The organism is Streptomyces sp. NPDC029152 (assembly GCF_055564355.1).
In genome coordinates, this window is record NZ_JBVHWR010000003.1 from 486651 (window position 1) to 511990 (window position 25340).

The 25340-nt window shown below is 74.2% G+C and carries 18 protein-coding genes and 3 tRNA genes; 14 read left to right on the forward strand and 7 right to left on the reverse strand.

The features are described 5' to 3' along the window. Nucleotides 1–83: 83 nt before the first annotated feature. On the reverse strand, nucleotides 84–635 hold the full coding sequence (locus ACZ4V6_RS08890; protein WP_467824119.1) for an ATP-binding protein: 552 nt from the start codon (nucleotides 633–635) through the stop codon (nucleotides 84–86). On the opposite strand from ACZ4V6_RS08890, the gene ACZ4V6_RS08895 reads away from it, so the two are divergent. Continuing rightward, nucleotides 592–717 (forward strand): hypothetical protein, encoded by a 126-nt coding sequence (locus ACZ4V6_RS08895; protein ID WP_467824366.1) that lies wholly within the window; start codon nucleotides 592–594, stop codon nucleotides 715–717. The genes ACZ4V6_RS08890 and ACZ4V6_RS08895 overlap by 44 nt on opposite strands. A gap of 131 nt (nucleotides 718–848) precedes the next feature. Here the strand turns inward: ACZ4V6_RS08895 and ACZ4V6_RS08900 are convergent, their stop codons facing one another. Then, nucleotides 849–1676, reverse strand: coding sequence for a glycerophosphodiester phosphodiesterase (locus tag ACZ4V6_RS08900; RefSeq protein WP_467824122.1), 828 nt, complete (start codon nucleotides 1674–1676; stop codon nucleotides 849–851). A gap of 276 nt (nucleotides 1677–1952) precedes the next feature. Here ACZ4V6_RS08900 and ACZ4V6_RS08905 point away from each other — a divergent pair, with 276 nt between their 5' ends. Next, nucleotides 1953–3401 carry a S1C family serine protease gene (locus ACZ4V6_RS08905; protein ID WP_467824124.1) on the forward strand — a complete coding sequence of 483 codons (1449 nt, stop codon included), beginning with the start codon at nucleotides 1953–1955 and terminating at the stop codon, nucleotides 3399–3401. Between the two features lie 55 nt (nucleotides 3402–3456). Here the strand turns inward: ACZ4V6_RS08905 and ACZ4V6_RS08910 are convergent, their stop codons facing one another. Then, complete coding sequence (locus tag ACZ4V6_RS08910; RefSeq protein WP_467824126.1) at nucleotides 3457–4728, reverse strand: hypothetical protein; 1272 nt, start codon at nucleotides 4726–4728, stop codon at nucleotides 3457–3459. A gap of 421 nt (nucleotides 4729–5149) precedes the next feature. Here ACZ4V6_RS08910 and ACZ4V6_RS08915 point away from each other — a divergent pair. Beyond that, nucleotides 5150–5234, forward strand: a tRNA-Ser gene (locus ACZ4V6_RS08915). Nucleotides 5235–5424: 190 nt separating this feature from the next. Here ACZ4V6_RS08915 and ACZ4V6_RS08920 read toward each other — a convergent pair. After that, nucleotides 5425–6291, reverse strand: a complete 867-nt coding sequence (locus ACZ4V6_RS08920; RefSeq protein ID WP_467824128.1) for a bifunctional DNA primase/polymerase — start codon at nucleotides 6289–6291, stop codon at nucleotides 5425–5427. 372 nt (nucleotides 6292–6663) lie between these two features. Here ACZ4V6_RS08920 and ACZ4V6_RS08925 point away from each other — a divergent pair, with 372 nt between their 5' ends. The 3 genes from ACZ4V6_RS08925 (at nucleotide 6664) to ACZ4V6_RS08935 (ending at nucleotide 9645) form a co-directional block, all read left to right on the forward strand. After that, on the forward strand, nucleotides 6664–6990 hold the full coding sequence (locus tag ACZ4V6_RS08925; RefSeq protein WP_467824131.1) for a hypothetical protein: 327 nt from the start codon (nucleotides 6664–6666) through the stop codon (nucleotides 6988–6990). A 292-nt stretch (nucleotides 6991–7282) separates the two neighbouring features. Beyond that, nucleotides 7283–7840: a SigE family RNA polymerase sigma factor gene (locus ACZ4V6_RS08930; RefSeq protein ID WP_467824133.1), complete on the forward strand. Its 558-nt coding sequence runs from the start codon at nucleotides 7283–7285 to the stop codon at nucleotides 7838–7840. Nucleotides 7841–7968: 128 nt separating this feature from the next. Then, on the forward strand, nucleotides 7969–9645 hold the full coding sequence (locus ACZ4V6_RS08935; protein ID WP_467824136.1) for a long-chain fatty acid--CoA ligase: 1677 nt from the start codon (nucleotides 7969–7971) through the stop codon (nucleotides 9643–9645). A gap of 84 nt (nucleotides 9646–9729) precedes the next feature. Here ACZ4V6_RS08935 and ACZ4V6_RS08940 read toward each other — a convergent pair whose 3' ends face one another. Beyond that, nucleotides 9730–14091 carry a hybrid sensor histidine kinase/response regulator gene (locus ACZ4V6_RS08940; protein ID WP_467824139.1) on the reverse strand — a complete coding sequence of 1454 codons (4362 nt, stop codon included), beginning with the start codon at nucleotides 14089–14091 and terminating at the stop codon, nucleotides 9730–9732. A gap of 231 nt (nucleotides 14092–14322) precedes the next feature. Next, nucleotides 14323–14838, reverse strand: a complete 516-nt coding sequence (locus ACZ4V6_RS08945) for an SSI family serine proteinase inhibitor (protein WP_467824141.1) — start codon at nucleotides 14836–14838, stop codon at nucleotides 14323–14325. A gap of 168 nt (nucleotides 14839–15006) precedes the next feature. On the opposite strand from ACZ4V6_RS08945, the gene ACZ4V6_RS08950 reads away from it, so the two are divergent. Both ACZ4V6_RS08950 and ACZ4V6_RS08955 read left to right on the forward strand, forming a co-directional pair. Then, nucleotides 15007–15097: transfer RNA gene (locus tag ACZ4V6_RS08950), tRNA-Ser, on the forward strand. Between the two features lie 255 nt (nucleotides 15098–15352). After that, a tRNA-Arg gene (locus ACZ4V6_RS08955) sits at nucleotides 15353–15425 on the forward strand. Between the two features lie 119 nt (nucleotides 15426–15544). Here the strand turns inward: ACZ4V6_RS08955 and ACZ4V6_RS08960 are convergent. Beyond that, nucleotides 15545–16885 carry a hypothetical protein gene (locus tag ACZ4V6_RS08960; RefSeq protein WP_467824143.1) on the reverse strand — a complete coding sequence of 447 codons (1341 nt, stop codon included), beginning with the start codon at nucleotides 16883–16885 and terminating at the stop codon, nucleotides 15545–15547. Between the two features lie 256 nt (nucleotides 16886–17141). Here ACZ4V6_RS08960 and ACZ4V6_RS08965 point away from each other — a divergent pair, with 256 nt between their 5' ends. The 6 genes from ACZ4V6_RS08965 (at nucleotide 17142) to ACZ4V6_RS08990 (ending at nucleotide 25204) form a co-directional block, all read left to right on the forward strand. Then, a complete protein-coding gene (locus ACZ4V6_RS08965) occupies nucleotides 17142–18023 on the forward strand; it encodes a DUF2797 domain-containing protein (protein ID WP_467824144.1) in 882 nt (293 codons plus the stop codon). A 62-nt stretch (nucleotides 18024–18085) separates the two neighbouring features. Continuing rightward, nucleotides 18086–19003, forward strand: coding sequence for an amidohydrolase family protein (locus ACZ4V6_RS08970; RefSeq protein ID WP_467824146.1), 918 nt, complete (start codon nucleotides 18086–18088; stop codon nucleotides 19001–19003). A 171-nt stretch (nucleotides 19004–19174) separates the two neighbouring features. After that, entirely contained in the window at nucleotides 19175–19915 is a 741-nt protein-coding gene (locus ACZ4V6_RS08975) for a response regulator transcription factor (RefSeq protein ID WP_467824148.1), read from the forward strand. Beyond that, a complete protein-coding gene (locus tag ACZ4V6_RS08980) occupies nucleotides 19912–21570 on the forward strand; it encodes a sensor histidine kinase (RefSeq protein ID WP_467824149.1) in 1659 nt (552 codons plus the stop codon). The genes ACZ4V6_RS08975 and ACZ4V6_RS08980 overlap by 4 nt, the downstream gene beginning before the upstream one ends. Before the next feature lie 14 nt (nucleotides 21571–21584). Continuing rightward, the gene (locus tag ACZ4V6_RS08985) at nucleotides 21585–23009 is read left to right on the forward strand and encodes a bifunctional glycosyltransferase family 2/GtrA family protein (protein WP_467824150.1); all 1425 of its coding nucleotides are present in this window, start codon (nucleotides 21585–21587) and stop codon (nucleotides 23007–23009) included. Beyond that, the gene (locus ACZ4V6_RS08990) at nucleotides 23006–25204 is read left to right on the forward strand and encodes a glycosyltransferase family 39 protein (protein WP_467824152.1); all 2199 of its coding nucleotides are present in this window, start codon (nucleotides 23006–23008) and stop codon (nucleotides 25202–25204) included. The genes ACZ4V6_RS08985 and ACZ4V6_RS08990 overlap by 4 nt, the downstream gene beginning before the upstream one ends. Nucleotides 25205–25340: the final 136 nt, after the last annotated feature.

The window sequence follows — 25340 nt, forward strand, 5'->3', positions numbered from 1 at the left end:
CCCGGCGCCGGGCGGTGGGCGTTTCCCGCGGGAGCGGGCCGCACGCACCGCACGGGCCGTGCGCCGCCCGGCCGGACCGGTGCTCAGCCGAGGTCGTCGAACGCGTCCGCGAAGTCCAGGCCGGGCATCTCCGACACGGCCGGGGCCGCGACCCGCGTGGCGAAGTCGTCGCGCCGGTGCCCCGCGTCCGGGTCGTGCACGTCGTCGTGGACGACGACCCAGACCGTGACCTCTCCGCGCGCGCCGTCCCGTACGCCCCAGTCGTCGGCGAGCGCGGTGATGATGTTCAGCCCGCGGCCGCCGTGCGCGGTGACCGACGGGGTCGCCGGGGCCGGCCGGGTCGGTCCGCCGCCGTCCGTCACCTCCACGAGGAGCCGGCCCGCCGGGTCCACCTGCCATGCGGCGCGGACGTCACCGTCCCCGGCCAGGGCGTCGCCCAGCGGGCGGCCGTGCTTGCACGCATTGCTGAGAAGTTCGGAAAGGACCAGTACCGCGTCGTCGATGACCGATTCCGCCACACCGCCTCTGCGCAACTGCTCCCGCATCCGGTGCCGTGCTCTCCCCACGCCCGCAGGGCCATGGGGAACGGCCATGCTCGACGACGTGGGCACCTCCTGTGCCACCACCAACGCCACCCCCGAGACCTCCTTCGCCCCACGCCACGGAGTGGATGCCCTTCCGGCCTGGACCGGAAACCGGCCGGTGCCCGCCCGGTGACGCATTCGGCACGGTCGCTCACGCACCGAACGCGCCGGAGCACTCCCCGTGACCGTGTGGCTGGATCTCGTCGGTGGTCGAGCCTGGAGAACGGGTGCGGACGGGCCGCGGGGCCGGGGCTTCCGGACGCGTCAGCGGCCGAGGTGCTCCAGGACCGCCCGCGGCCGGTTGGTGATGACCGCGTCGACGCCCAGGCCGGCGCAGAGGTCCACGTCGGCGGTCTCGTTCACGGTCCACACGTGCACCTGGTGCCCGGCCGCCTTCAGCCGCTCGACGTAGGCGGGGTGGTTGCGCACGACGCGGATCGAGGGGCCCGCGATCCGGACACCGGCCGGCAGCCGTCCGTCGCGCAGCCGGGGGGAGACGAACTGCATCAGGTAGACCGTCGGCAGCGTCGGCGACGCGGCCCGCACGCGGTGCAGCGAGCGGGCCGAGAAACTCATCACGCGCACCGGTGATTCGGCGGCCGAGGCGGGCGCGTCGAGACCGAACCGCTTCAGGAGCAGCAGCAGCCGCTCCTCCACCTGTCCCGCCCAGCGCGTGGGGTGCTTGGTCTCGATGGCCAGCTCCACCCGCCGTCCCGCGTCCGACACCAGCTCCAGCAGCCGCTCCAGGGTGAGGACCGAGGTCTCCTCCCGGTCCTCGGGCCGGTGCTCCCATTCGGGCTGCTCGTCGCGCGTGCGCCAGAAATCCCGGGTCCTGCGGGCGCCGAAGTCCAGGGCGGCCAGATCGGCGAGCTCCAGCGCCGAGACCGCGCCGCGGCCGTTGGACGTACGGTCGACGCGCCAGTCGTGGACGCAGACGAGGTGGCCGTCGGCGGTCAGGCGCACATCGCACTCCAGGGCGTCCGCCCCGTCCTCGATCGCCTTCCGGTAGGCGGCCAGGGTGTGCTCGGGGGCCTCCTCGGAGGCCCCGCGGTGGGCGACCACCTGAATCGGGTGCTGTCGTACGTGGGTCACCGCGTCATGGTGCCACCGCGCGTGGGTAGACGTGGCCCTGGAGTCATCGGTCGCATGCCCGTTTAGTCTTGGATGACCTGTATAAGGAACGACTGCGGGCCCACAGCATCCGCTTATGGTGCTCTGACGGCTCGTGGGAAAAGCTGATGGCCTACACAAACACATGCACCACCACATGCGCAGCCGCTTCGCGCCGGGCCGTGGAGCGGCGCGCGTGAGCGTGGCCGAGCGCGATCAGTACGCCCGAGCGGCAGTCGTGGATCGAGGAGAGAAGCTGTGAGCACCGAGAACGAGGGCACCGCGGTACCCCCGGCCCCGTCCGCACCTCCCGTGCCGGTGGAATCTCCCGCAGCCTCGGAGCCGGCCCCGCCGCCCCACCCGGACCGGCCGCCGTCCCAGCCGCCCACGGGTGCGGATCCGCACGGCGGTTTCCGGACACCCCCGGCTTCCGCACCCGCCCCCCACCAGGCCGCGTCCCCGGGTCCCTCGGCCCCCGACGCCTCCTGGCCGCCGCCCCCGCCGCCGGCCGGTCCGTCCTACGGCGGTGGCGGCGACGGTTCCGGCGGCTGGGGCTCCTCGTACCAGCAGCCGGCGCCGAAGTCCGGCCGCGGCCGCGGCGGCACGGTCGCCGCGTTCCTGATCGCCGCTCTGGTCGCGGGCGGTCTGGGCGGCGGGATCGGCTACACCCTGGCCAAGAACAACGACGAGTCCGGTTCCACGACGGTCTCCGCCTCGGACACCGGCGGCTCCGTCAAGCGCGACGCGGGCACGGTCGCGGGCGTGGCCGCCAAGGCGCTGCCCAGCACGGTCACCATCCAGGCCGAGGGCAGCAACGGCGAGGGCGGCACCGGCACGGGGTTCGTCTTCGACAAGCAGGGCCACATCGTCACCAACAACCACGTGGTGGCGGAGGCGGTCGACGGCGGCAAGCTCAGCGCGACCTTCCCCGACGGCAAGAAGTACGACGCCCAGGTGGTCGGCCACGCGCAGGGCTACGACGTGGCGGTCATCAAGCTCGAGAACGCCCCGTCGGACCTGAACCCGCTGCCCCTCGGCAACTCGGACAAGGTGGCCGTCGGCGACTCGACGATCGCCATCGGCGCCCCCTTCGGCCTGTCCAACACGGTGACCACGGGCATCATCAGCGCCAAGAACCGCCCCGTGGCCTCCAGCGACGGCAGCGCGAGCAGCAAGGCGTCCTACATGAGCGCCCTGCAGACCGACGCCTCGATCAACCCGGGCAACTCCGGCGGCCCGCTGCTGGACGCGAAGGGCAACGTGATCGGGATCAACTCCGCGATCCAGTCCACGAGCAACGGCGGCTTCGGCGGCAGCGGTCAGGCGGGCTCGATCGGACTGGGCTTCGCCATCCCGATCAACCAGGCGGAGTTCGTCGCCAAGCAGCTGATCAGGACCGGCAAGCCGGTGTACGCCAAGATCGGCGCCTCCGTCTCCCTGGAGGAGACGACGAACGGCGCGAAGATCACCGAGCAGGGCGTCAGCGGCTCCGATCCCGTCGAGCCGGGCGGCCCCGCCTCGGCCGCGGGCCTCAAGCCCGGCGACGTCATCACCAAGCTCGACGACACGGTGATCGACAGCGGCCCGACCCTGATCGGCGAGATCTGGACCCACAAGCCCGGCGACAAGGTCACGGTCACCTACGAGCGCGGCGGCAAGCAGCACACCACCGACCTCACCCTCGGCTCCAAGACCGGCGACGACTGACCCGCCCGCGCGTGCCGGCCCGCGGCCCCGGCGCCCGCGTGCGGCCGTCCGCGGGTCAGGAGCGCTCGCGGACGGCCGACGGGTTCAGGCAGAGCGCGATGTTCCGGACCGCGGCGGTGAGTTCCTCGATCACCCGGGCGGCCTGTTCCGCGTTGTGGAAGGCCGGGCGCTCGGTCAGGGACAGGCCCAGCTCCTCCGCCGCCCGCAGCGCCTGTCCGGCGCTCTCGACCGAGGAGGCCGCGGCGGCGGGCGTCTCGGCGGCGGCGGTGGCGGGCGCGGGCGTCTCGGCCGCGGCGGCGGGCGCGGGCACGGTGGCCCGACCCGGTCCGGCCGGGTCCGCCGCCGGCGCGGCGGGGGCCGCGGGTGCCGTCCGGTGCCCCGGCTCGGAGGAGGCCGGTGCCGCACCGGTCTCCGGTTCTGCGCGGTACCCGTCGAACGGAGGGTGGAACGTGCCGGAGCCGCCCACCGCGCGGGCGCGTTCCTCCTCGGCCGGCCGCGCCTGGCCGAACTGCGGGGCGTGCGGGCTCTGGGGGCCCTGCTGGACGTGCGGGGCCAGGTCCGGGGCGTGCCGGGTCTGGGGCACCACGAAGTGCTCGAAGCCCGGGAACGCCGGGGTGGCGGGATGGGCGGCGGAAGAGCGCGGGTTGTACTCGGCCTGCCACTGCATGCGGTAGCAGTCGACCTGATCGGCGCAGGCGGCGCGGGCGTGGAAGACCGCGGTGTTCTCCTCCAGGTCCGGGTACCAGAGGTTCGGCCCCGGGAAGCGCACGGTCCGCCCCCGAGGCTTGATCGGCTCGGCGCACCCCATGCAGCAGCCCTCCGGCACGATGAGCGGGATGCCGCCGCTGTTCTCGGGCCAGCGGGGGCCGCCCTCCCAGCGGTACTCCCCGTGGTGGCAGGGCGGCAGCTCGCCGCAGGCGCGGCAGACGGCGTAGTGCTCCGGGAGGACCTGCCAGTCGTGACTGGCGGGGGCGCACCAGTGCTTGGGCGTGGACCGGGGCAGGTTCTCGTTGCGCAGGACCAGGATCACCGGACGCTTGTAGAATTCGGAGCGCTCCGGCGCCGGCTTGACCATCTGGTTGTTGGCCCGCCGCAGTTCGTTGGCGTGCCACCACAGCTCCACGTGGTCGCGCCACGCCTTCTCGTAGGACTCCGGCCACCGGTCGCCCGAGTAGGCGTTGATCTCCAGGATCCGCCATGCCTGCCGGTCGAGTACCACGATGGAGCCGGCCCGCAGTCGCAGATGTGTTCCGTTGTCACCCTCGTCCGGCCAGTCGTGCCGGCCGATACGGGTGGGCTGGTCTGGGAGCCACCTGCGAACCTGCATGTCACGCTCCTCGGCAAAGAAACTTCATAGTTTCAACTGGGGCAGTGGGGAACATTCTGAACAATTTGGTCGTCCGCTTCGGTGTAGACACGCGCACGCTGTTGACCGATGGCGACCGGAAACGCTTTCGTACCGCCGCTTCCTTTCGGAAACACCCCCGCGACCGGGCATTTTCGCCCCCAGGGCCCGCCCGGGGCCCGCCTCCGCCGAGCGCCGGGGCGGCGGCCTCGTACCCGGTCGTCCGACTCCGACGCTCACCCGTACGTGTGGTGATGCTCCGGTTGCCGCCACCCCGTACGTGTGCATCCCTCCGCGTACCCGTCACCGACCGCCGCGCGCCCGCGCGTTCGGTGGACCACGCCCCCACCGGACGACCCGGGGCCGGTAGTCTGTACCCGCTCCGCCCCGACGGGCGGCACGAGGTGGGTTGCCCGAGCGGCCTAAGGGAACGGTCTTGAAAACCGTCGTGGCGCAAGTCACCGTGGGTTCAAATCCCACACCCACCGCGGTGGCGAACGGCCCCCGACCAGGCATGACGGTCGGGGGCCGTCGTTCTGGGGGAGCCCGCGGACACGCTCCGCACGGCCGGGGCGCGCGGTGACCGCCGGCGTCCTCGGCCGCGTCGGCCTCGCCCCGAAGCCCCCGAGAGGGCGCACCGCGCGCGCCCGGCGCGCCGCAAGGGCTCCCTCGCCCCGGTCAGGGGTGGTGGCCCGTCATGCGGGCCGCCGACGCGACGGTCGTGCGTGCCTCGCGTTCCGTGAGCCCGGTCTCCCGGGCCGCCTCGACCAGGTGGTCCGCCAGTGCGGCGCCGATGCCGTCCTCGTAGGCGCGGCAGGCCGCCCAGAACAGGCGGGTGTTGCGCTGGCCCTCGTGCGCCGCGAGGACGAACTGCACGAGGCCCCGGCCGTGCGCGTCGGTGGTCGCGTGGGCGTGCTGGTGGGCGCGGGGCGGGGGGAGCAGGAGGCGCAGCAGCGCGGGCGGGCAGGCGGCGGGCGCGAGGTGGGCCGTGCCGGGTGCGGCGGCGTAGGTGCCGTGCCGGGTGCGGGAGCCGGGACCGACGAGGTAGCCGCCGGCGCCGCGGATGTCGATGCCGGGGGCGAGACGGCCGGCCGAGTTGGGGACGACGGCGTCGGGCGGGCCGGTCAGCCAGAGGTGGCGGCCTCCGCTGGGGGTCAGGACGACCACCGTGGGCGGGATGGTGAACAGGTGGCGCAGGGCCAGCTCGCGCAGGGCGGCCGTGGAGTCCGTGTCCCCTTTCGTGTCCAGGTCCACGCCGATGAGGTGATGCGGCGGCAGCCCGCAGGCGATGCCGTAGCCCGTGGCCCAGGGGGCCGCGGCGAACAGTTCGCGGATGCGGGAGGGGTCGGTGGAGGCGTCGTGGACGCCGTGGCCGAAGCGGCCGCACTCGCCGTGGCAGCGGAGGGGGGCCGGGTCGTCGCGGTGGGGGGAGCGCAGGGCCGGGAGCTTCGTCGGGGACAGGGGGATGACCGCCAGTCCGCGTTCGGCGGCGGACAGGGCGTGGGCGAGGGCCAGCGTCGTGGCCCGCCGGTCGATGGTGGCCATGACTTCATTTTCGTACGCGCGTTCGATAAAGGGAAGGGTGCCCGCATGCGACGCGCCGGGGGTGGAGGGGCGGAGGGGGAAAGCGGCGGAACGCTTCACCTCTTGTGGCGCTTGATGCGGAACCGTCCGCACCGACCGGGGTGCGGCGTAAGGGTGGCGAAGGGGTTTATCGGCTTGTCCTCACGCTTGAGGGCGAATCGGGGCCTCCCGGGTGGTTCGCCGGGGAGCGGTGGGCAAGTCTGATCACGCGACGTCGTGCACAGCGTCGGGGCGGTCGGCCAACTGCCTTGGCACACAGGCTGGTTCACAAGTGCTGGTACTTCTCGCGTTGTCGGCAGGAAGCCGGTGCGCACCGTGTTCTGGAGGAACTACATGGCAAGCATCCGTACCGCTCGCGTCATCGCCGCCGTCGCCGCGCTCCCGCTGGCCGTCGCCCTCTTCGGCGGCGCGGCGACGGCGGACAACGGCGCCCTCGCGGACGACGGATCGAATGCGACCTCCGCGGAGGCCTTCGCGGGCATCGTCGGCAGCGGCGTCGGCGACGACAACAGCGGCAACTCGTCCACCACGCAGCAGCAGGCGGTCGGCCCGGGCGCCTCGAACCAGAACAACACCGCGCAGGTCGACGGCTCCGCGTTCACCGCCGTCAACCAGGGCAACGAGAACGTGGCCGTCAGCTTCCCCCCGCTGTGGTGGTGAGCTGAGGGGCCGGTGCGGGCGCTCCGGCGCCGGCCCCCGGTCTCCGTACGGGTGTGCTTCACGGGGTCGCACGACGTCCGGGCGGTGGTGCTCCGGTGCCACCGCCCGGACGTTCCTCCCCGCCGGGCCCCGCGGGAGCCGGGGGTCCCCCAGGGGCGAACCCGCAGTACTCCCCGCCCCCTCCTCCACCCAGAGGAGGTGCAGCCGGCCCCACCCCTACAACCTGAGGCGGACTCCGCTTCGGGACCTGCGGCCGATCCGCCGCGCACCCCTTCGCTCATAGCGTTGAGTCATGACCGCACCCGTCTGCACCAGCGCTTCGAACGCCGCCACGGCAGTGGCGCAGACCTTCCCGTACCCGTCGTTCTCGTCGTACGTGAAGGACCGCCGGCCGGTGCTGCTGCGTACCGCCCGGTCCCTGACCGCGAACCCGAGCGACGCGGAGGACCTGCTGCAGACCGCGCTCACCAAGACGTACGCGGCCTGGGAGCGCATCGAGGACCACCGCGCCCTGGACGGCTACGTGCGCCGGGCGCTGGTGAACACGCGGACGTCGCAGTGGCGCAAGCGCAAGGTCGACGAGTTCGCGTGCGACGAGATGCCCGAGCCGGAGCCCGAGCCCGGCGGGGACGACCCGGCGGAACGGCAGGCGCTGCGCGACGCGATGTGGCGGGCCGTCATGAAGCTGCCGGCCCGGCAGCGGGCGATGGTCGTCCTCAGGTACTACGAGGACCTCAGTGAAGCCCGGACGGCCGAGGTCCTCGGAGTTTCCGTGGGCACGGTGAAGTCGGCGGTGTCCCGCGCACTCGGCAAGCTCCGCGAGGACCCTGAGCTGGGGTTCGTCGGGTGACGGGCGGCCCCGTGGCACCGCGGCGGGCGGGCCTGCCGGGCCGCGGGCACTGATCGATCACCCGGGAGCAGTGACATACCGCGCGGTATGTGCGCAGAATCAGCGCAACCCTTGCCGCCGCGTAGGCAATGTCGCCCCGGGAGGACACCGTGCTGAGCACGATGCAGGACGTACCGCTGCTGATATCGAGGATCCTGACCCACGGGTCGACGATCCACGGCAGCTCGCAGGTGACCACCTGGACCGGTGAGGAGGGGCCGCACCGCCGCTCCTTCGCCGAGATCGGCGCCCGCGCCGCCCAGCTGGCGCACGCCCTGCGCGAGGACCTCGCCGTCGGCGACGACGAGCGCGTGGCGACCCTCATGTGGAACAACGCCGAGCACGTCGAGGCCTACTTCGCGATCCCCTCCATGGGCGCGGTCCTCCACACCCTCAACCTCCGCCTCCCGGCCGAGCAGCTGGCCTGGATCGTGAACCACGCCGCCGACCGGGTCGTGATCGCCAACGGTTCGCTCGTCCCCCTCCTCGCCCCCCTGCTGCCGCACCTGAAGACGGTCGAGCACGTCGTCGTCACCGGCCCCGGTGACCGCTCCCCGCTGGACGGGACCTCCGTCCAGGTGCACGAGTACGAGGACCTGATCGCCGGGAAGCCCACCGCGTACGACTGGCCCGAGCTGGACGAACGGGCCGCCGCCGCCATGTGCTACACCTCCGGCACCACCGGCGACCCCAAGGGCGTGGTCTACAGCCACCGCTCCGTCTACCTGCACTCCATGCAGGTCAACATGGCCCAGTCGATGGGCCTGACCGACCAGGACACCTCGCTGGTCGTGGTCCCCCAGTTCCACGTCAACGCCTGGGGACTGCCGCACGCCACCTTCATGACCGGCGTCAACATGCTGATGCCGGACCGGTTCCTGCAGCCCGCGCCGCTCGCCGCGATGATCGAGGGCGAGCGGCCGACGCACGCCGCCGCCGTCCCCACCATCTGGCAGGGCCTGCTCGCCGAGCTGACCGCGCGGCCCCGGGACGTCTCCTCGCTCACCCAGGTCACTATCGGCGGCTCCGCGTGTCCGCCGTCCCTGATGGAGGCGTTCGACGCGCTCGGCATGCGGGTCTGCCACGCCTGGGGCATGACGGAGACCTCGCCGCTCGGCACGGTCGCCCGGCCGCCGGCCCACGCGGTCGGCACCCCGGAGGAGTTCGCGTACCGCCTCACCCAGGGGCGCTTCCCGGCCGGGGTCGAGGCCCGCCTCACCGGGCCCGGCGGCGAGCGCCTGCCCTGGGACGGCGAGTCCGCCGGCGAGCTGGAGGTCCGCGGCAACTGGATCGCCGGCGCCTACTACAACGGCCCGGAGGCCGAACCGCTGCGTCCCGCCGACAAGTTCAGCGAGGACGGCTGGCTGAAGACGGGCGACGTCGGCACCATCTCCCCCGACGGCTTCCTCACCCTCACCGACCGCGCCAAGGACGTCATCAAGTCCGGCGGCGAGTGGATCTCCTCCGTCGAGCTGGAGAACGCCCTGATGTCCCACCCGGACGTCGCCGAGGCCGCCGTCGTCGCCGTCCCCGACGACAAGTGGGGCGAGCGTCCCCTGGCCACCGTCGTCCTCAAGGAGGGCGCGAGCGTCGGCTTCGAGGAGCTGCGCACCTTCCTCGCGGAGGACGGCAAGATCGCCAAGTGGCAGCTCCCGGAGCGCTGGACGGTCATCGGGGCGGTGCCGAAGACGAGCGTCGGCAAGTTCGACAAGAAGGTGCTGCGCAGGCAGTACGCCGAGGGCGGGCTGGACGTCACCCGGCTCTGACCTCCGGGTACGAAGGCGCGGAGGCCGGGCGGCACCCACCGCCCGGCCTCCGCGCCCACCGCTCGCGGGGCCGGGCCGACGGCGTCAGTTGGTCCCGATCCGCGCGAGCAGCTCGACGATCCGGGACTGCACCTCACCGCTGGTGGACCGCTCCGCCAGGAACAGCACGGTCTCGCCGGACGCCAGCCGCGGCAGGTCGGCCTGGTCGACGGCGGCGGTGTAGACGACGAGCGGGGTGCGGTTGAGCCGGCCGTTCGCACGCAGCCAGTCGACGATCCCGGCGAATCCCTCCTGGCGCCGGTGGACCCGCATCAGGTCCATCACGACCAGGTTCGGCCGGAACTGGCCCGCCAGCGTCACCGCGTCGGCGTCGCTCGCCGCCCGCGCCACCTGCATCCCCCGTCGCTCCAGCGCCGAGGTCAGCGCCAGCGCGATCTCCGCGTGCTCCTCGATCAGCAGGACGCGCGGCGGGTGCTGCTCGCTGTCCCGGGGCGCGAGCGCCTTCAGCAGCACGGCGGGGTCGGCGCCGTAGGCGGCGTCGCGCGAGGCCTGCCCCAGCCCGGCCGTGACCAGCACCGGCACCTCGGCCGCGACGGCCGCCTGCCGCAGCGACTGGAGCGCCGTACGCGTGATCGGTCCGGTCAGCGGGTCCACGAACAGCGCGGCGGGGAACGCCGCCATCTGCGCGTCCACCTCCTCGCGCGAGTGCACGATCACCGGCCGGTAGCCGCGGTCGCTGAGCGCCTGCTGCGTGGAGACGTCCGGCGCGGGCCACACCAGCAGCCGGCGCGGGTTGTCCAGCGGCTCCGGGGGCAGCTCGTCGTCCATGGGCTGCGGACGCGGCGGGTCCGCCACCTCCACGGCTCCGCCGGGCCCGTCCAGCGGTTCGGGTCCCTCGGCGGCGTTCCGGTCCGGCGCCCCTATGGCGTACGACCGTCCCGCGCCCTCGGTCGTCGGCGCGAGCCGGGGCTGGCCGCCGCCCGGGGACGGCTGCTCCTGCCCCGGGGAGGACGGGGCCTTGGACTGTGCGGGCAAGGGCGGCTGTTCCGGGCGCGCCGTGGCCGCCGGGTCGGGCGGGGTGCCCAGCTTGCGGCGCCGGCCGGAACCGCCCGGCTGGTGCGGCGGCGGCGTGGGCGACGACTGCTGCACCTGGAACGCCTGCCGGTTGAACGGCACGCCCTGTCCGAGCGTGCGCACGCTGATCGCCCGGCCCTGGGTGGAGTCCGGATCGACCGGAGCGGAGGCTTCCGCAGGCAGGGGCTGGGCCACGCGCGGCGTGTTCTCCGGCGGCAGCGGGGTGCCCCGGCTCGGCGTGACGGCGGGCAGGCCCCGCGGGGCCGCCGGGGCCGTGGGGGCCGCCGGGGCGGGCGCGCCGGTGGTGTCCGGGGCGGTCGAGGGCGTCGCGCCGTCCATGTCTCCGGGCGGCACGGGGGTTCCCGCGCCCGGGGTCTCGGCGGCGGCGGGCCACGGCTGCGGGGCCGGGGCCGGGGCGGCCGGGGCCTGCGTGCCGACGGGGGGACCGACGGCCTCCGGTGCGGCGGGCGCGGGGGCGGAGGGCTCGGTGCCCGCCGCGGGCACGGTGGACGGGACGGGGTCCACGGGCTGCGCGGGTCCGGCCGGCTGGTCGGGCCCTTGGGGCTGGACGGGTCCGGCGGGCCGCGCCGGTCCGGTGGGCGCGGTGGGCCGCTGCGCGGTCTCCTGCGGTGCGGGCACGCCCTGACCGGCGGCGCCGCCCTGCGGGGGGACGACGGCACTCCGCCGGGGCACGGGCGCTCCCTGCACCGGGCCGCCCTGGGCGGGAATGCCGTGGGCCTGCGCCGTCCGCGCGGCCTGTGCCGCCTGTGCCGACGGGGCGCTGACGGCCCGGCGACGGCGCCCCGTCGGCGCCTCGGCCGGGTGCGGCTGCGGCGGAGTGTGGTCGTCGGCCTGGTCGTGCGGCACGGCGTCGTGCCGGCCGTCGTCGATCAGGGCGTCGCCGGAAGCAGCCGGGCCGGGCACCGGGGCCTGCCCCGCGGCCACGTCCCCCACGGGGCCTGCCGCCTCGGCCGCACCGTCCGCCGCGCCGCTCGCCTCCGGCACACCGCCGGACGGCCGGTCGGCCTCGGCGGGCGGCAGGGCGAACACCTGACGCGGTGCCGCCTCCTGCGCGGCGGCGCGCTCGTTCGCGGAGGCCAGGGCACGCCGCCGGCGCCCGGTCGGCCTCGACGCGTCGTCCGGGTCCGACTCGCCGGCCTGCGCGGGCAGCGCCGCGGGCAGCGCGTACTGCTCCTCCCCGGCCCGCCGGGCACGCCGCCCGGTGGGTGCGGGCAGGGCCTGCGGGGAGCCGGGCACGCCCTGCGGCGGCACGGTTCCGCCCAGGCCGGTGTTGGAGGCCGCCGCGTCCCCGGTGTGCTCGGCGGCCATGACGACGGCGCCCTCGGAGACGCCGGCGGACGCCGGCCCGGGCCGGGCGTCGTCCGCGTCCTCCGCGGGCCGCCCCCGCCGGCGCCCGGTACCGCCGGACCCCTCGGCCGACGACGCCTGTGCCGGCAGGGGGAGGGCGGCCGGTGCCGGCTCCTGGGCCGCACGCCGCCTGCGCCGCCCGGTCGGCGTGCCGCCCTCCGCCTCGGGGCCGGCGGTGCCGTCGGCGTCCTCGGCGGACGGGTCCTCGGCGTCGCTCTCCAGGAAGGAGTCGACGGACGGCCGCCGGGCCCGTCGCCGCCCGCCGTCGGCGGGATCCTGAGCGGCCGGCTCCTCCTGGGTCTCCTCCGCGTCGGCGGCCGGGTCCTCGGCCGCGACGGCTCCCGCCCCACCCCCGATCGGCACCTCCAGGACGTACGCGCTGCCGCTCATGCCCGGCACCTCGTGCGTCTGCAGCACGCCGCCGTGCGCCCGGACGATCCCGCGCACGATCGGCTCGTGCACCGGGTCTCCCCCGGCGTACGGTCCGCGCACCTCGATCCGTACGACCTCGCCGCGCTGCGCCGCCGCCACGACGACGGTGTTGTCCAGGTAACCGCCCGTCGACACCGGTGTGTTGCCGGTCGCGTCGACGCCCGCGACGTCCGCGACGAGGTGCGCCAGCGCGGTGGCCAGCAGCCGGGGGTCGACCTCGGCCTCGATGGGCGGCGCGTGCACGGCGAACTGCACCCGTCCCGGGCCGACCAGCTCGACGGCCCCGTCGACACCGGCGGCGACGACGGCGTCCAGCATCACCTTCGTACGGGAGACCTTCTCGCTCCCGACGTCGAGGCGCTGGTAGCCGAGGACGTTGTCGATGAGGGTGGTGATCCGCGTGTACCCGGCCGACAGGTGGTGCAGCACCTGATTGGCCTCGGGCCACAGCTGCCCGGCGTCGTCGGAGGCCAGCGCGGCCAGCTCCTGGCGCAGCTCCTCCAACGGGCCGCGCAGGGAGGTCCCGAGGAGGGTGAGCAGCTGCTCGTGCCGGGCGGCGAGCGCCTCGTACCGGTCCTTCTCCCGCTCACCGAGCGCGGCGTAGCGGTCCTCGTTCGCGGCGAGTTCCTCCGCGTGCTTCTCGCGCAGTTCCTCCAGCTCGGTCACGTGCTGCTGGCGCAGCGCGGTCAGCTCGGAGGCGTGCTCCTCGGAGAGCCGCTCCAGCTCCTCGGCGTGCCGCTTCTCCGCCTCCTCGTGCTCCTTGACGAGGGCGTCGTACGGCCGCCGGTCGGTGAAGGTCATCACGGCGCCGACGAGCTGGTCGCCGTCGCGCACGGGCGCGGTCGTCAGGTCGACCGGCAGCTTGTCGCCGCTCTTGGAGTACAGCACCTGCCCGCGCACCCGGTGCTTGCGACCGGAGCGCAGGGTGTCGGCGAGCGGGGACTCGTCGTACGGGAAGGGGGAGCCGTCGGCGCGCGAGTGCAGGACGAGGGTGTGCAGCTCACGGCCGCCGAGGTCGCTGGCGCGGTAGCCCAGGATCTGGGCGGCGGCCGGATTGACGAGGACGATGCGCCCGTCGGTGTCCGTGCCCACGACGCCCTCGGAGGCGGCCCGCAGGATCATCTCGGTCTGCCGCTGCGAACGCGCCAGCTCGGCCTCGGTGTCGACGGTGCCGGTCAGGTCGCGGACGACGAGCATCAGCAGCTCGTCGCCGGTGTAGCCGTAGCCGTCGTAGGCCTGCTGCCCGTTCTCCAGGTTGGCGCTGGCGACCTCGACGGGGAACTCGGTGCCGTCCGTGCGCCGGGCGACCATCCGCGTCGGCTTGGTCCGCGCCCGCGGGTCGATGTGGTCCGGCCGCCGCATGGACCCGGGGATGAGCCGCGAGTCGAACTGCGGCAGCAGGTCCAGCAGGCCGCGTCCGACCAGCGCGGTGCCCGGCGCCTCGAAGGCCTCCAGCGCGATGGAGTTCGCGTTGACGACGGTGCCGTTGGCGTTGACCAGGACCAACGCGTCGGGCAGGGCGTCCAGTATGGCTGCGAGGCGAGCAGCGCCTCGGGATGGCCTGCTGCTCACGAGACGCTTCCCTCCTGTTACCGCACTTGCCGACCGCCCGGGCCATCTTGCCAACCGGCCCGCAACGTGTCACGCGAGGGAGTCTAAGCGCTGGGGGCCGGTCGGGGGCGCGGGATGGGAGGGAGGTCGCACGAGGAAGTGACGCAGAACGTGTGACCGAGGGCCGCCCCGGCCGGTGCCGGTGTCCGGGCCCGGCCCGGAACCGGAGGCTCCGGCCGGGTGCCGGACCGGCTACGCCCCCTCGGGCGCCCGCAGATCGGGCAGCAACGGCACCATGCGGTTCCAGCGGGAGACCTGGCAGCCGTTGCTCCGGTCGAAGCGGGCGTCGACGGGACGGCCGGCCCAGACGCCGGTGACGTGCGCGGTGGCCGGCCCGCCGTACTGCAGGGTGCAGACGCCGCCCTCCGCGGCCGGCGCGAAGGTGTCCTGCCCCCAGCGCGTGCCCCGGTCGAGCACGGCACAGGCGCCGGCCGGATCGGGATGGCTGCCGCCGTCGGGGTGGCAGTACAGCTCGTACGTCCCGTCCGCCCCCGCGCCGGCGTCCCGGACGGTGACCGTCAGGTGATCACCGGCCCGGTCCTCGTCGCGGACCGGCGGCGGCATCAGCGTGCCCGCGCCCGTACCGGCGCGGGGGACGGTGTCGGCGTACGCGGCCGCGGGCACGGCGGCCAGGGGGACGAGGGCGGCGACGGACACGGCGGCCGCGCCGAGAAGGCGGGCGGCGGTGAGACGGGTGATCGGCAGCATGACCTGACCAACGCCCCACCGGGCCGGACGTTGCGCGGCCGCGCCGTAAGGGCTTTGCCCTGCGGCCCGCCTGCCTAGTACCGTGGGGGTCGATTGGTGACAGCGCGCTCGACTGTGTCATCATCGGCACGCGCCACTCGCGCTCGCACGTGAGGGGTGATGTTGTCTGGAGGCGTCGCCTAGTCCGGTCTATGGCGCCGCACTGCTAATGCGGTTTGGGTCTTAAAGCCCATCGAGGGTTCAAATCCCTCCGCCTCCGCACATGACCGACGAAGCCCCGGCCCTTGCGGCCGGGGCTTCGTCGTCGTCCGGTTCCTGCTGTCTTCCTGTTGCCTTCCTGCTGCGGTCCCGCCGCCTCCCTGCTGCTGCCCCGCTGCGCCTGTGATGGCGTTTCCGCAGGTCAGAAGGGGTGCGGCTATCGGATTTCACATGACGGCGGCAGTCATGTAATGTTCTTCCTGTCGCCGCGAGCGGGCCGAAAGGACCGGGAGCGGCGGGAAAACAGAAAAGACAAGCACTCGTAGCTTAACGGATAGAGCATCTGACTACGGATCAGAAGGTTGCAGGTTCGAATCCTGCCGAGTGCACACAGAGCGAAGGCCCCGGAGCGATCCGGGGCCTTCGGCGTTCCCCGGCGGTGCTGCCGGGGTCGGGTCCGGGTCCTGCGGGAGATTTCCCAGGACCCGGACCCTTCACTGTTCGGGGATCAGATGGTGTCCGCGGCCCTGCGGCGGCGTACGGCGAAGACCGTGCCGGCGCCGAGGGCGGCGGTGAGGGCGCTTGTGAGGGCGAGCGTCGTCGTGGAGGACGCTCCGGTCGCGGCGAGGCTGCCGCCCGTGCTCGTGCTCGTGCTCGTGCTCGTGCTCGTGCCCGTGACCACCGCCTGCTCGGACGTGCCGCCCTGAGTCGAGGTGCCCGTACCCGTACCCGTGCCCGTGCCCGGGTCCGTGCCGGGCTTCGCGGTGTCCGGACGCTTGTCGTCGTTCTCCCCGGGGCTGCCGGGCTGGGCCTCGTCGACCGTGCCGGGCTCGCTGCCCGCGGGCAGGAGCGCGAAGTCGTAGCGCTTCATCGGACCCAGGACGCAGGGGTTGTACGCGTCGGAGGCGTCACTCGCGAACAGGGCGAAGGCGTCGGCGGCCTGGGCCTGGGAGTCGACCTTCATCCGCAGCTTCACGTCGCTCTGCTCGCCCGGCTTCATGACGTCCACGCGCGCGATGTGCACCGGCCCGTCGTCGGAAAGGGGCTGCCAGTCCGAACCGTTGGACCACTCCACCTCCAATGGGTTCTTCCCCTCCTTCTGTTCGCTCTCCAGGTGGATGAAGGCCAGGGGGTCCACCGTCAGCGTGCGCGCGGTGCCGTTGGTCACGCGGAGGGTGAAGTCGACGGTGCTGCCGGCGACGACCTTGGACGGCAGTCCCACCGCGAGCGAGGTCAGCCCCTTCTCGCGGACGCACTCCTTGGCGGTGGCGAGCGCCGCCGCGGCGGCTTCCTTGGCCTTGAGGGCCTTGTCGCGGGTGTCCTGGAGGACGCTGTACTCGCGGACGGCCGCCACCCTGGCGTCGTCCAGCGCGGTCTGGGCCGCCTCGGCCGCCGCGTCGGCCTTCTGCTGGGCCTCGACGGCCTTCGTCAGATCGGCCTCGGCGGTTTCGAGGGCTTTCTGCGCCTCGGCCTTTTCGGTGTCGTTCTCGGCCGCTCCGAGTGCGGCCTCGGCGTCCGCGACGGCCTGCTCGGCGGCGGTTTTGGCGTCCGCCGCGTCCTTGGCCGCCTTGTTCGCGGTGATCGTGGCCGCCTTGAGCGGGTGGGTGTCGGAATACAGGGCGGCCAGGGTGGCCTCGAGCTCCTTCCGACCCTCCTCTGCGGCGGTGACGGCCTCTTCGTACGCCTTCTTCGTGTCGGTGGCGGCCTTCACCAACTCCGCGTAGGTCGGCTGGTTCTGCGTCTGCGCCATGGGCGTTCCGGCGGCGAGTGCCGGCGTGGCGGCGAAGAGCGCGACGGGCGCGGCCACCGCGACGGCGGCGGCCACGGCGAGGGAACGGCGAAGCTTCACTGAGGACCTTTCCTGCTGGCCTGGTGAAAGAGGGAAAGTAATGGCCGCTGCGAATCGCGCAGCATGGCCAGAATGCCGACGAGTTTATAGGGAACGTAAAATACGGGCTTCTCTTTTCCTGATTCTCCTTTCTCGGTGGCAGGTATTCGCCGGGATAAAATGGACGGACGGGGGCGGTTGTTCCGGACGGCCGTATTTTTCTGTGACTCATGTCACGCGCCCTGTGTTGTCGGTGCCGGCTCGTACGCTCGGGGTGATGGCACAGGCGTGGAAGTGCGCGGGGCTGCGGTGGGTGGCGGGCGGTCCTGTGCTGACGTGGGTCGGTGGGCGGCGCAGTGCGCTGACCCGGGGGCGGCGGGTGTCCTTCGGGGTCGCGGCAGGCAGTGTGCGGACGTGTGCCGGGGCGCGGGGGCACGCGTGTCCGGCCGGGGTGGCCGTGCCGGGGCGGAGCACGGGGGCGCGGTGCGAGGAGTGCGCGCGGCTGGACCGGGCGCACTCGGTGGCCGCGGACACGATCGCCGACGATCCGCGGCCGTACCGGGTGTACCTGGCGTGGTTCGGGCCGGGGCTCGTCAAGGTGGGGATCACCGGGGTGGAGAGGGGGTCGGCTCGGCTGCTGGAGCAGGGGGCCGTGTGTTTCAGCTGGCTGGGGACCGGTCCGTTGATGGCCGCACGGCGGACCGAGGAGCTGCTGCGGGCCGCGCTGCGGGTGCCCGACCGCATCCCGTACGCCCGGAAGCGGGCGGTGCGGGCCATGTTGCCGGCGACGGAGGAGGAGCGGGCGGCGGAGATCGCCGAACTGCACGGACGGGCGGTGGCGCTCGGGGGTTGGCCGGAGTCGCTGACGCCGGAGCCGTTCCAGGGCGTCGATCACGTGCGGGCGTTCGGGCTCGCGGAGGGGGGCCGGGGGCCGGGAGCCGTGGGGGAGGTGGTCGAGCTGGTGGCGGGAGGCGCGGTCGGGGGCGAGCTGGTGGCGGTCGCCGGGCCGGACCTGCACCTGGCGACGGAGCGGGGGGTCGTCGTGCTCGACACGCGGCTGATGACGGGGTGGGAGCTGGTGGCCGCCGAGGGGGACCGGTGCGGCGTTCCCGTGCGGGGGTTCGAGGGGGCCGCCGGCGTTCAGGACGGGCTTTTCTGATCCGGTGCCCTCTTCGGCCGGGAGGTGGACCCCGCCCGGCTCCCGGGGAGATCGTGGGCCGCATGAGTGATCACCGCATCGCACCGGGGGCCGGTCCCGAGGAGGCCCGGCACGTCCGCGGCTTCTGGGAGGGGCTGGGGCTGCCCGGCCTCGTCGACGTGCACACGCACTTCATGCCCGAGCGGGTGCTGCGCAAGGTCTGGGGGTACTTCGACGCGCTCGGTCCGCTGACCGGCGGGGTGGAGTGGCCGATCACCTACCGGCGGGAGGAAGAGGAGCGGACGGCACTGCTCCGGGAGTTCGGCGTGCGGGCCTTCACCGCCATGCTGTACCCGCACAAACCGGGCATGGCGCAGTGGCTGAACGACTGGGCGGCGGACTTCGCCCGCCGGACACCCGACTGCCTGCACACCTCCACCCTCTTCCCGGAGCCCGGCGTCGAGGCGTACGCCGGCCGGGCCGTCGAGGCGGGGGCGCGGGTCTTCAAGGCGCACGTGCAGGTGGGCGCGTACGATCCGGCCGACGAGCTGCTCGACGGGGCCTGGGGGCTGCTCGCCGACGCGGGGGTCCCGGTGGTGATCCACTGCGGTTCCGGGCCCGCGCCGGGCAAGCACACCGGGCCCGGGCCGATCGCGCGGGTGCTGGCGAGGCACCCCCGGCTGCGGCTGGTCGTCGCGCACATGGGCATGCCCGAGTACGAGGACTTCCTGGACCTCGCCGAGCGGTACGGGGAGGTGCGGCTGGACACGACCATGGCGTTCACCGACTTCAGCGAGCGTCTGGCCCCCTTCCCCCGGCGGGCCCTGCCCCGGCTGGCGGACCTCGGCGACCGCGTCCTGCTCGGGTCGGACTTCCCCAACATCCCGTATCCCTACCTGCACCAGCTGCGCGCGCTGGAGCGGCTGGAGCTGGGGGACGCGTGGCTGCGGGGCGTGTGCCACGACAACGCGGCCCGGCTGTTCGGGCCGGCCGAGGGCTGACGCGGGGCCGGCCCGGGGCCGGCCCGGGGACGGCAGGCGGCAGGCCGGTCGCCGTCCGGTCGCCGGCCTGCGGCGTGCCCGAGGGGTTCCTGAGAGGTCCCTGTGGGTTTCTCAGAGAAATCACAGCCCGGGGAAAGGGTGTTCTCAGAGCGCCCCGACATCGTGTCCGGTATGACCACGACCTCGCCCCAGGGGCGCACCGAACTGCTGAGGCCGGACGGGAGCCCCGTCCGGGTGCTTGTGGTGGACGACGAGGTGTCCATCACCGAACTGCTGTCCATGGCCCTGCGCTACGAGGGCTGGCAGATCCGCAGCGCCGGTGACGGACACGGCGCCGTCCAGGCGGCGCGCGAGTTCCGTCCCGACGCCGTCGTCCTGGACATGATGCTGCCCGACATGGACGGGCTGAGCGTGCTGGGGCGGCTGCGCCGCGACCTGCCGGACGTGCCGGTGCTCTTCCTGACCGCCAAGGACGCGGTCGAGGACCGTATCGCCGGGCTGACCGCGGGCGGGGACGACTACGTGACCAAGCCGTTCAGCCTGGAGGAGGTCGTCGCCCGGCTGCGCGGCCTGATCCGCCGCTCGGGCGCCGCCGACCGGCGCTCCGACTCCGTCCTCGTCGTCGGCGACCTCATCCTCGACGAGGACAGCCACGAGGTCACCCGCGGCGGCGACGGCATCCACCTCACCGCCACCGAGTTCGAACTGCTGCGCTTCCTGATGCGCAATCCGCGGCGCGTGCTCAGCAAGGCGCAGATCCTGGACCGGGTCTGGTCCTACGACTTCGGCGGGCAGGCCAACGTGGTCGAGCTGTACATCTCCTACCTGCGCCGGAAGATCGACGCCGGGCGCGAGCCGATGATCCACACCCGGCGCGGCGCCGGCTACCTGATCAAGCCCGCCGTGTCATGAGCCGACGGCGACGGCCGCGGCCGCGGACCCTGCGGACGCGGCTCGTCGTCGCGTCGGTGGCGTTGATCGCGGTGGTGTGCGCGGTGATCGGCACGGTGACGACGGTGGCGCTGCGGTCGCACCTGTACGAGCAACTGGACGGGCAGGTGCGCGAGGTCGTGGCACGGGTGTCCGGATTCGGGCCGCCCAAGGACCCCGAGGCCGGCGTCGTGGGCCCGCAGCGGATGGACCTCGACGCGTTCGTCACGCACGGGGGGCCGCAGCCGCGGGGCACGATCGTCGCCGAGGTGCGGGGCGGTGCCGTCGTCGACGCCAAGTACGGCAGGAAGGACGACGAGAGCACCGACCTCAGCCGGACGACGGCGGTCTCCCTCAGCGAGGCGCAGCGGGCCGCGCTGGCCTCCGTGCCCCGGGACGGCGACGCGCACGGCGTCGGGATCCCCGGTCTCGGCGACTACCGCGTGGAGTACCGCGACGGCTACTACGCCGCCCTCCCGACCTCCGACGTCACCGGCACCATCAGCACCCTGGTCCTCGTGGAGGCCAGCGTCACCGCCGCCGGTCTCGTCGCCGCGTCCCTCGCGGGCACCGTCATCGTCGGCGTCGCCACCCGGCCCCTGCGCAGGGTCGCCGCCACCGCCACCCGCGTCTCCGAACTGCCGCTGCACGCGGGCGAGGTGAACCTCGACGAACGCGTCCCGGAGTCCGAGTGCGACCCGCACACCGAGGTCGGCCGGGTCGGCGCCGCGCTCAACCGGATGCTGGACCACGTGCACGGGGCCCTGCACGCACGGCAGGAGAGCGAGACGCGGGTACGGCGGTTCGTCGCGGACGCCAGCCACGAACTGCGCACGCCGCTCGCCTCCATCCGCGGATACGCCGAACTCACCCGCCGGGGACGCGAACAGGTCGGTCCCGACACCCGGCACGCGCTGGGCCGCATCGAGTCCGAGGCGGGGCGCATGACCCTGCTGGTCGAGGACCTGCTGCTGCTCGCCCGCCTGGACGCCGGACGGCCGTTGCGGTTCGAGCGGACCGACCTCGTCCCGCTCGTCGTGGACACCGTCAGCGACGCCCGCGCGGCCGGCCTCGACCACGTCTGGCGGCTCGACCTGCCCGACGAGCCGGCGCCGGTGCCGGCGGACGCCGCCCGGCTCCAGCAGGTGCTGGTCAACCTGCTGGCCAACGCCCGCACCCACACCCCGCCCGGCACGACCGTCACCGCACGGGTGCGGCACCGCGGGTCCTGGCTGTGCGTGGACGTCGAGGACGACGGGCCGGGTATCCCGCCCGCGCTGCTGCCGCACGTCTTCGAACGCTTCGCGCGCGGTGACTCCGCGCGGTCCCGGGCGACCGGCTCGACGGGTCTCGGGCTCGCCATCGTGCAGGCCGTGACGACCGCGCACGGCGGCGGTGTGACCGTCGACAGCGTGCCGGGACGGACGGTCTTCACCGTGCACCTGCCCGCGCTGCCCGCGCTGCCCGCGCTGCCCGCGCTCACCGCGCAGCCCGTCCCGTCCGTCCCGCCCGCTCCGCCCGTCCCGTCCGTCCCGTCCGTCCCGCCCGCTCCGCCCGTGCCGTCCGTGCGGGACAGCGCGGGACCGCACTCACAGGTTCGGCACAGCCTCACCACACGGACGCGACAGGGGAGTTGAGGAGAGTCGGTCCCATGCGAACCGACTCTTCTCCCGGCTCCCTGCCGGCGCGGGAGCACCTCCCGGCCGCAGGAGCCGGTACGCCTGTCCTGGACGTAGTGGTCCCCGTATACAACGAGGAGAAGGACCTGCGGCCGTGCGTCCTGAGACTGCACGAGCACCTCACCCGCACCTTCCCGTACGCGTTCCGCATCACGGTCGCGGACAACGCCTCCACGGACGCCACGCCGCACGTGGCGGCGCGGCTGGCGGCGGAGCTCGACGAGGTCAGGTCCTCCCGGCTGGAGCAGAAGGGCCGGGGCCGGGCCCTCGGCACCGTCTGGTCGGCCTCCGACGCCCCGGTCCTCGCCTACATGGACGTCGACCTGTCCACCGACCTGAACGCGCTGCTTCCGCTGGTCGCCCCGCTGATCTCCGGCCACTCCGACCTCGCGATCGGCTCCCGGCTCGCCCGCAGCTCCCGGGTCGTGCGCGGCGCCAAGCGGGAGTTCGTCTCCCGCACCTACAACCTCATCCTGCGCGGTTCCCTCCAGGCCCGGTTCTCCGACGCCCAGTGCGGCTTCAAGGCGATCCGCCGGGACGTCGCCCAGGTGCTGCTGCCGCTGGTCGAGGACACCGGCTGGTTCTTCGACACCGAGCTGCTGGTGCTCGCCGAGCGGGCCGGGCTGCGCATCCACGAGGTGCCGGTCGACTGGGTCGACGACCCGGACTCCACCGTGCACATCGTGAGGACGGCCACCGACGACCTCAAGGGCGTGTGGCGGGTCGGCAAGGCCCTGGCCACCGGTTCGCTGCCGCTGGACCGGCTGGCCCGGCCGTTCGGCGACGACCCGCGCGACCGGGACATCGAGGACGTGCCGCAGGGCCTGGCCCGGCAGCTCGTCGGCTTCTGCGTCGTCGGGGTCCTGTCCACCCTCTTCTACCTGGTGCTCTACAGCGGCTTCCGCGTCCTCGCCGGGTCCCAGCTCGCCAACGCGCTCGCCCTGCTGGTCTCCGCGGTCGCCAACACCGCCGCCAACCGGCGGCTGACCTTCGGGGTGCGCGGCCGGGGCGGCGCGGTGCGCCACCAGGCCCAGGGGCTGGTCGTCTTCGGCATCGGCCTGGTCCTCACCAGCGGTTCGCTCGCCGCCCTGAGCGCGGCGAGCGCCGACCCGGCCCACTCCACGGAGCTGGCCGTGCTGATCGCCGCCAACCTCGCCGCCACCGTGCTGCGCTTCCTGCTCTTCCGGGCCTGGGTGTTCCCGGACGCGCCGCCCGCCCCGGCGCCCGCGGGAGCGCGGCCGCTCCCGCGGCCGTACGGGACGGCCCCGTACGCCACGCCCCCCTGCCCGACGACCTCGTTCCGCGCCGGTGACGCCGCGGAACACAGCCGGGGCGACGCCACCGTGCGACTGGCGCCGGTACGCCCCGCCGACACCGACCCGAGGGACGGACGATGACGACGCACCACGACCGGACGACGCACGAGGGGGATGCGCGTCCCGCCGACAGCGGCGCCCCGCCCCCGGCACAGCCTCCCCGGTCACCCGCACGGGCCCTGCCGCGCAGACTGTGGCGGGGCCGCCCCGAGGACCCGAGCTGGGTGCGCCCGGCCTTCCTCGGCCTGCTGCTGGCCACCGCGCTGCTCTACCTCTACAACCTGAGCGCCTCCGGCTACGCCAACTCCTTCTACTCGGCGGCCGTGCAGGCGGGCAGCCAGTCCTGGAAGGCGTTCTTCTTCGGCTCGCTCGACGCCGGCAACGCCATCACCGTCGACAAGCCCCCGGCCGCGCTGTGGCCGATGGCGCTGGCGGTGCGGGTCTTCGGACTGAACTCCTGGTCGATCCTCGTCCCCGAGGTGCTCATGGGCGTCGCGACGGTCGCCGTCGTGTACGCGGCCGTGCGCCGCCGCTTCGGCCCGGCCGCCGGACTGATCGCCGGCGTGGTGCTGGCGCTCACGCCCGTCGCCGCGCTGATGTTCCGGTTCAACAACCCGGACGCGCTGCTGGCGCTGCTGATGTCCGTCGCCTGCTGCCTCGTCGTGCGCGCGCTGGAGGACGGCCGGACGAAGTGGCTGGTGTGGGCCGGCGCCGCGATCGGCTTCGCGTTCCTGGCGAAGACCCTCCAGGCCTTCCTGATCCTGCCCGCGCTCGCCGTGGTGTACGGCGTCTGCGCCCCGGTCCCGCTGAGGAAGCGGCTGGGCCAGCTGGCGCTGGCGACCGCCGCGATCGTCGTCTCCGGCGGCTGGTGGGTCGCGGTCGTCGAGCTGTGGCCCGCGTCGTCGCGGCCGTACATCGGCGGCTCGCAGAACAACAGCTTCCTGGAGCTGACCTTCGGCTACAACGGCCTCGGCCGGCTCAACGGCGAGGAGACCGGCAGCGTCGGCGGCGGGGGCGGCCCCGGCGGCGGGGCCGGCGGGCAGTGGGGCGAGACCGGCTGGGACCGGATGTTCAACGCGGAGATCGGCGGCCAGATCTCCTGGCTGCTGCCGGCGGCCCTGATCCTGCTGGTGGCGGGGCTGGTCGCTCTGCGCCGCGGCGGTCGTGCCGACGCGGCCCGCGCGTCCCTCCTGGTCTGGGGCGGCTCGCTGCTGACGACCATGGCCGTCTTCAGCTACATGGCGGGCATCTTCCACCAGTACTACACGGTGGCCCTCGCCCCCTACCTGGCGGCCGTGACCGGCACGGGCGCCGCGGCCCTGTGGGAGCGGCGCGAGCGGGTCTGGGCGTCCCTGGCGCTCGCCGCCGCCGCCACGGCGACCGCCGCCTGGGGGTACGTCCTGCTGAACCGCACGCCCGACCACCTGCCGTGGCTGAGGTGGCTGGTCCTGGTCGGCGGCCTGGCCGCCGCGCTCGGACTCGTCTTCGTCGGGCGGCTGGGGCGGCGGACCGTGCTCGCGGTGGCGGGGCTGGGTGTCGTGACGGCGCTGGCCGGACCGACCGCGTACACGCTCAGCACCGTTCAGGAAGGGCACAGCGGGTCCATCGTCACGGCCGGGCCGGCCGGCGCGAGCATGATGGGCGGGCCGGGCGGTGGCGGCCGGGGCGGCGGCCCCGGGGGCGGCGGCTTCCCGGGCGGCGCAAACGCACCGGGGCGGGGACAGCAGGGCCAGGGCGGTCCGGGCGACGGCGCCGGCGGCTTCCCCGGCGGTGCGCCGGGCCGGAACCAGCCGGGCGACGGCTCTCCCGGCGGCGGCCAGAACGGCCGGACGGCTCCCGGGGGCCAGGACGGCGCCACCGGCGAGGGCGGCCGCACGGGGGGCCAGGGCGGCGGCATGGGCGGCCTGCTCGACGGGGCCCGGGTCGACGCCGAGGCCAGGAAGCTGCTGGAGACCGACGCCGACCGGTACACCTGGGCCGCGGCGGCGGTCGGCTCGCAGAACGCCGCGAGCTACCAGCTCAGCACCGGCGAACCGGTGATGGCGATCGGCGGCTTCAACGGCACCGACCCCTCGCCCACGCCGGCCCAGTTCAAGGAGTACGTGGCGGACGGCAGGATCCACTACTTCGTCTCCGGCGGCGGCATGGGCGGCGGCATGGGCGGCGACTCCGGCAGCTCTTCGCAGATCACCTCCTGGGTCGAGGCCAACTTCAAGAAGGTCACGGCGGGCTCGGCCACCTTCTACGACCTCACGCAGCCGGCCGGCGGCAGCTGAGCGGCGGGGCCCGAAGGGCGGCGGGGGCCCCACGGTGCCGTACGCCGTGGGGGAGCCCCCGCCGCTGTGCGGCGCGAGGCCGTCGCCGCTCGCGGCGGGCGGAGAGGAGCGGTGGCCAGGAGCCCGGGTGTTCGCG

What these genes read in the sequence shown, in the direction of transcription:
- ACZ4V6_RS08925 (WP_467824131.1), top strand. Translation starts at nt 6,664, where the DNA reads ATGGCAAGCATCCGTACCGCTCGCGTCATCGCCGCCGTCGCCGCGCTC.
- ACZ4V6_RS08945 (WP_467824141.1), bottom strand. Translation starts at nt 14,838, where the DNA reads ATGCTGCCGATCACCCGTCTCACCGCCGCCCGCCTTCTCGGCGCGGCC.
- ACZ4V6_RS08990 (WP_467824152.1), top strand. Translation starts at nt 23,006, where the DNA reads ATGACGACGCACCACGACCGGACGACGCACGAGGGGGATGCGCGTCCC.
- ACZ4V6_RS08970 (WP_467824146.1), top strand. Translation starts at nt 18,086, where the DNA reads ATGAGTGATCACCGCATCGCACCGGGGGCCGGTCCCGAGGAGGCCCGG.
- ACZ4V6_RS08895 (WP_467824366.1), top strand. Translation starts at nt 592, where the DNA reads ATGCTCGACGACGTGGGCACCTCCTGTGCCACCACCAACGCCACCCCC.
- ACZ4V6_RS08910 (WP_467824126.1), bottom strand. Translation starts at nt 4,728, where the DNA reads ATGCAGGTTCGCAGGTGGCTCCCAGACCAGCCCACCCGTATCGGCCGG.
- ACZ4V6_RS08980 (WP_467824149.1), top strand. Translation starts at nt 19,912, where the DNA reads ATGAGCCGACGGCGACGGCCGCGGCCGCGGACCCTGCGGACGCGGCTC.
- ACZ4V6_RS08920 (WP_467824128.1), bottom strand. Translation starts at nt 6,291, where the DNA reads ATGGCCACCATCGACCGGCGGGCCACGACGCTGGCCCTCGCCCACGCC.
- ACZ4V6_RS08935 (WP_467824136.1), top strand. Translation starts at nt 7,969, where the DNA reads ATGTCGCCCCGGGAGGACACCGTGCTGAGCACGATGCAGGACGTACCG.
- ACZ4V6_RS08965 (WP_467824144.1), top strand. Translation starts at nt 17,142, where the DNA reads ATGGCACAGGCGTGGAAGTGCGCGGGGCTGCGGTGGGTGGCGGGCGGT.
- ACZ4V6_RS08930 (WP_467824133.1), top strand. Translation starts at nt 7,283, where the DNA reads ATGACCGCACCCGTCTGCACCAGCGCTTCGAACGCCGCCACGGCAGTG.
- ACZ4V6_RS08985 (WP_467824150.1), top strand. Translation starts at nt 21,585, where the DNA reads ATGCGAACCGACTCTTCTCCCGGCTCCCTGCCGGCGCGGGAGCACCTC.
- ACZ4V6_RS08975 (WP_467824148.1), top strand. Translation starts at nt 19,175, where the DNA reads ATGACCACGACCTCGCCCCAGGGGCGCACCGAACTGCTGAGGCCGGAC.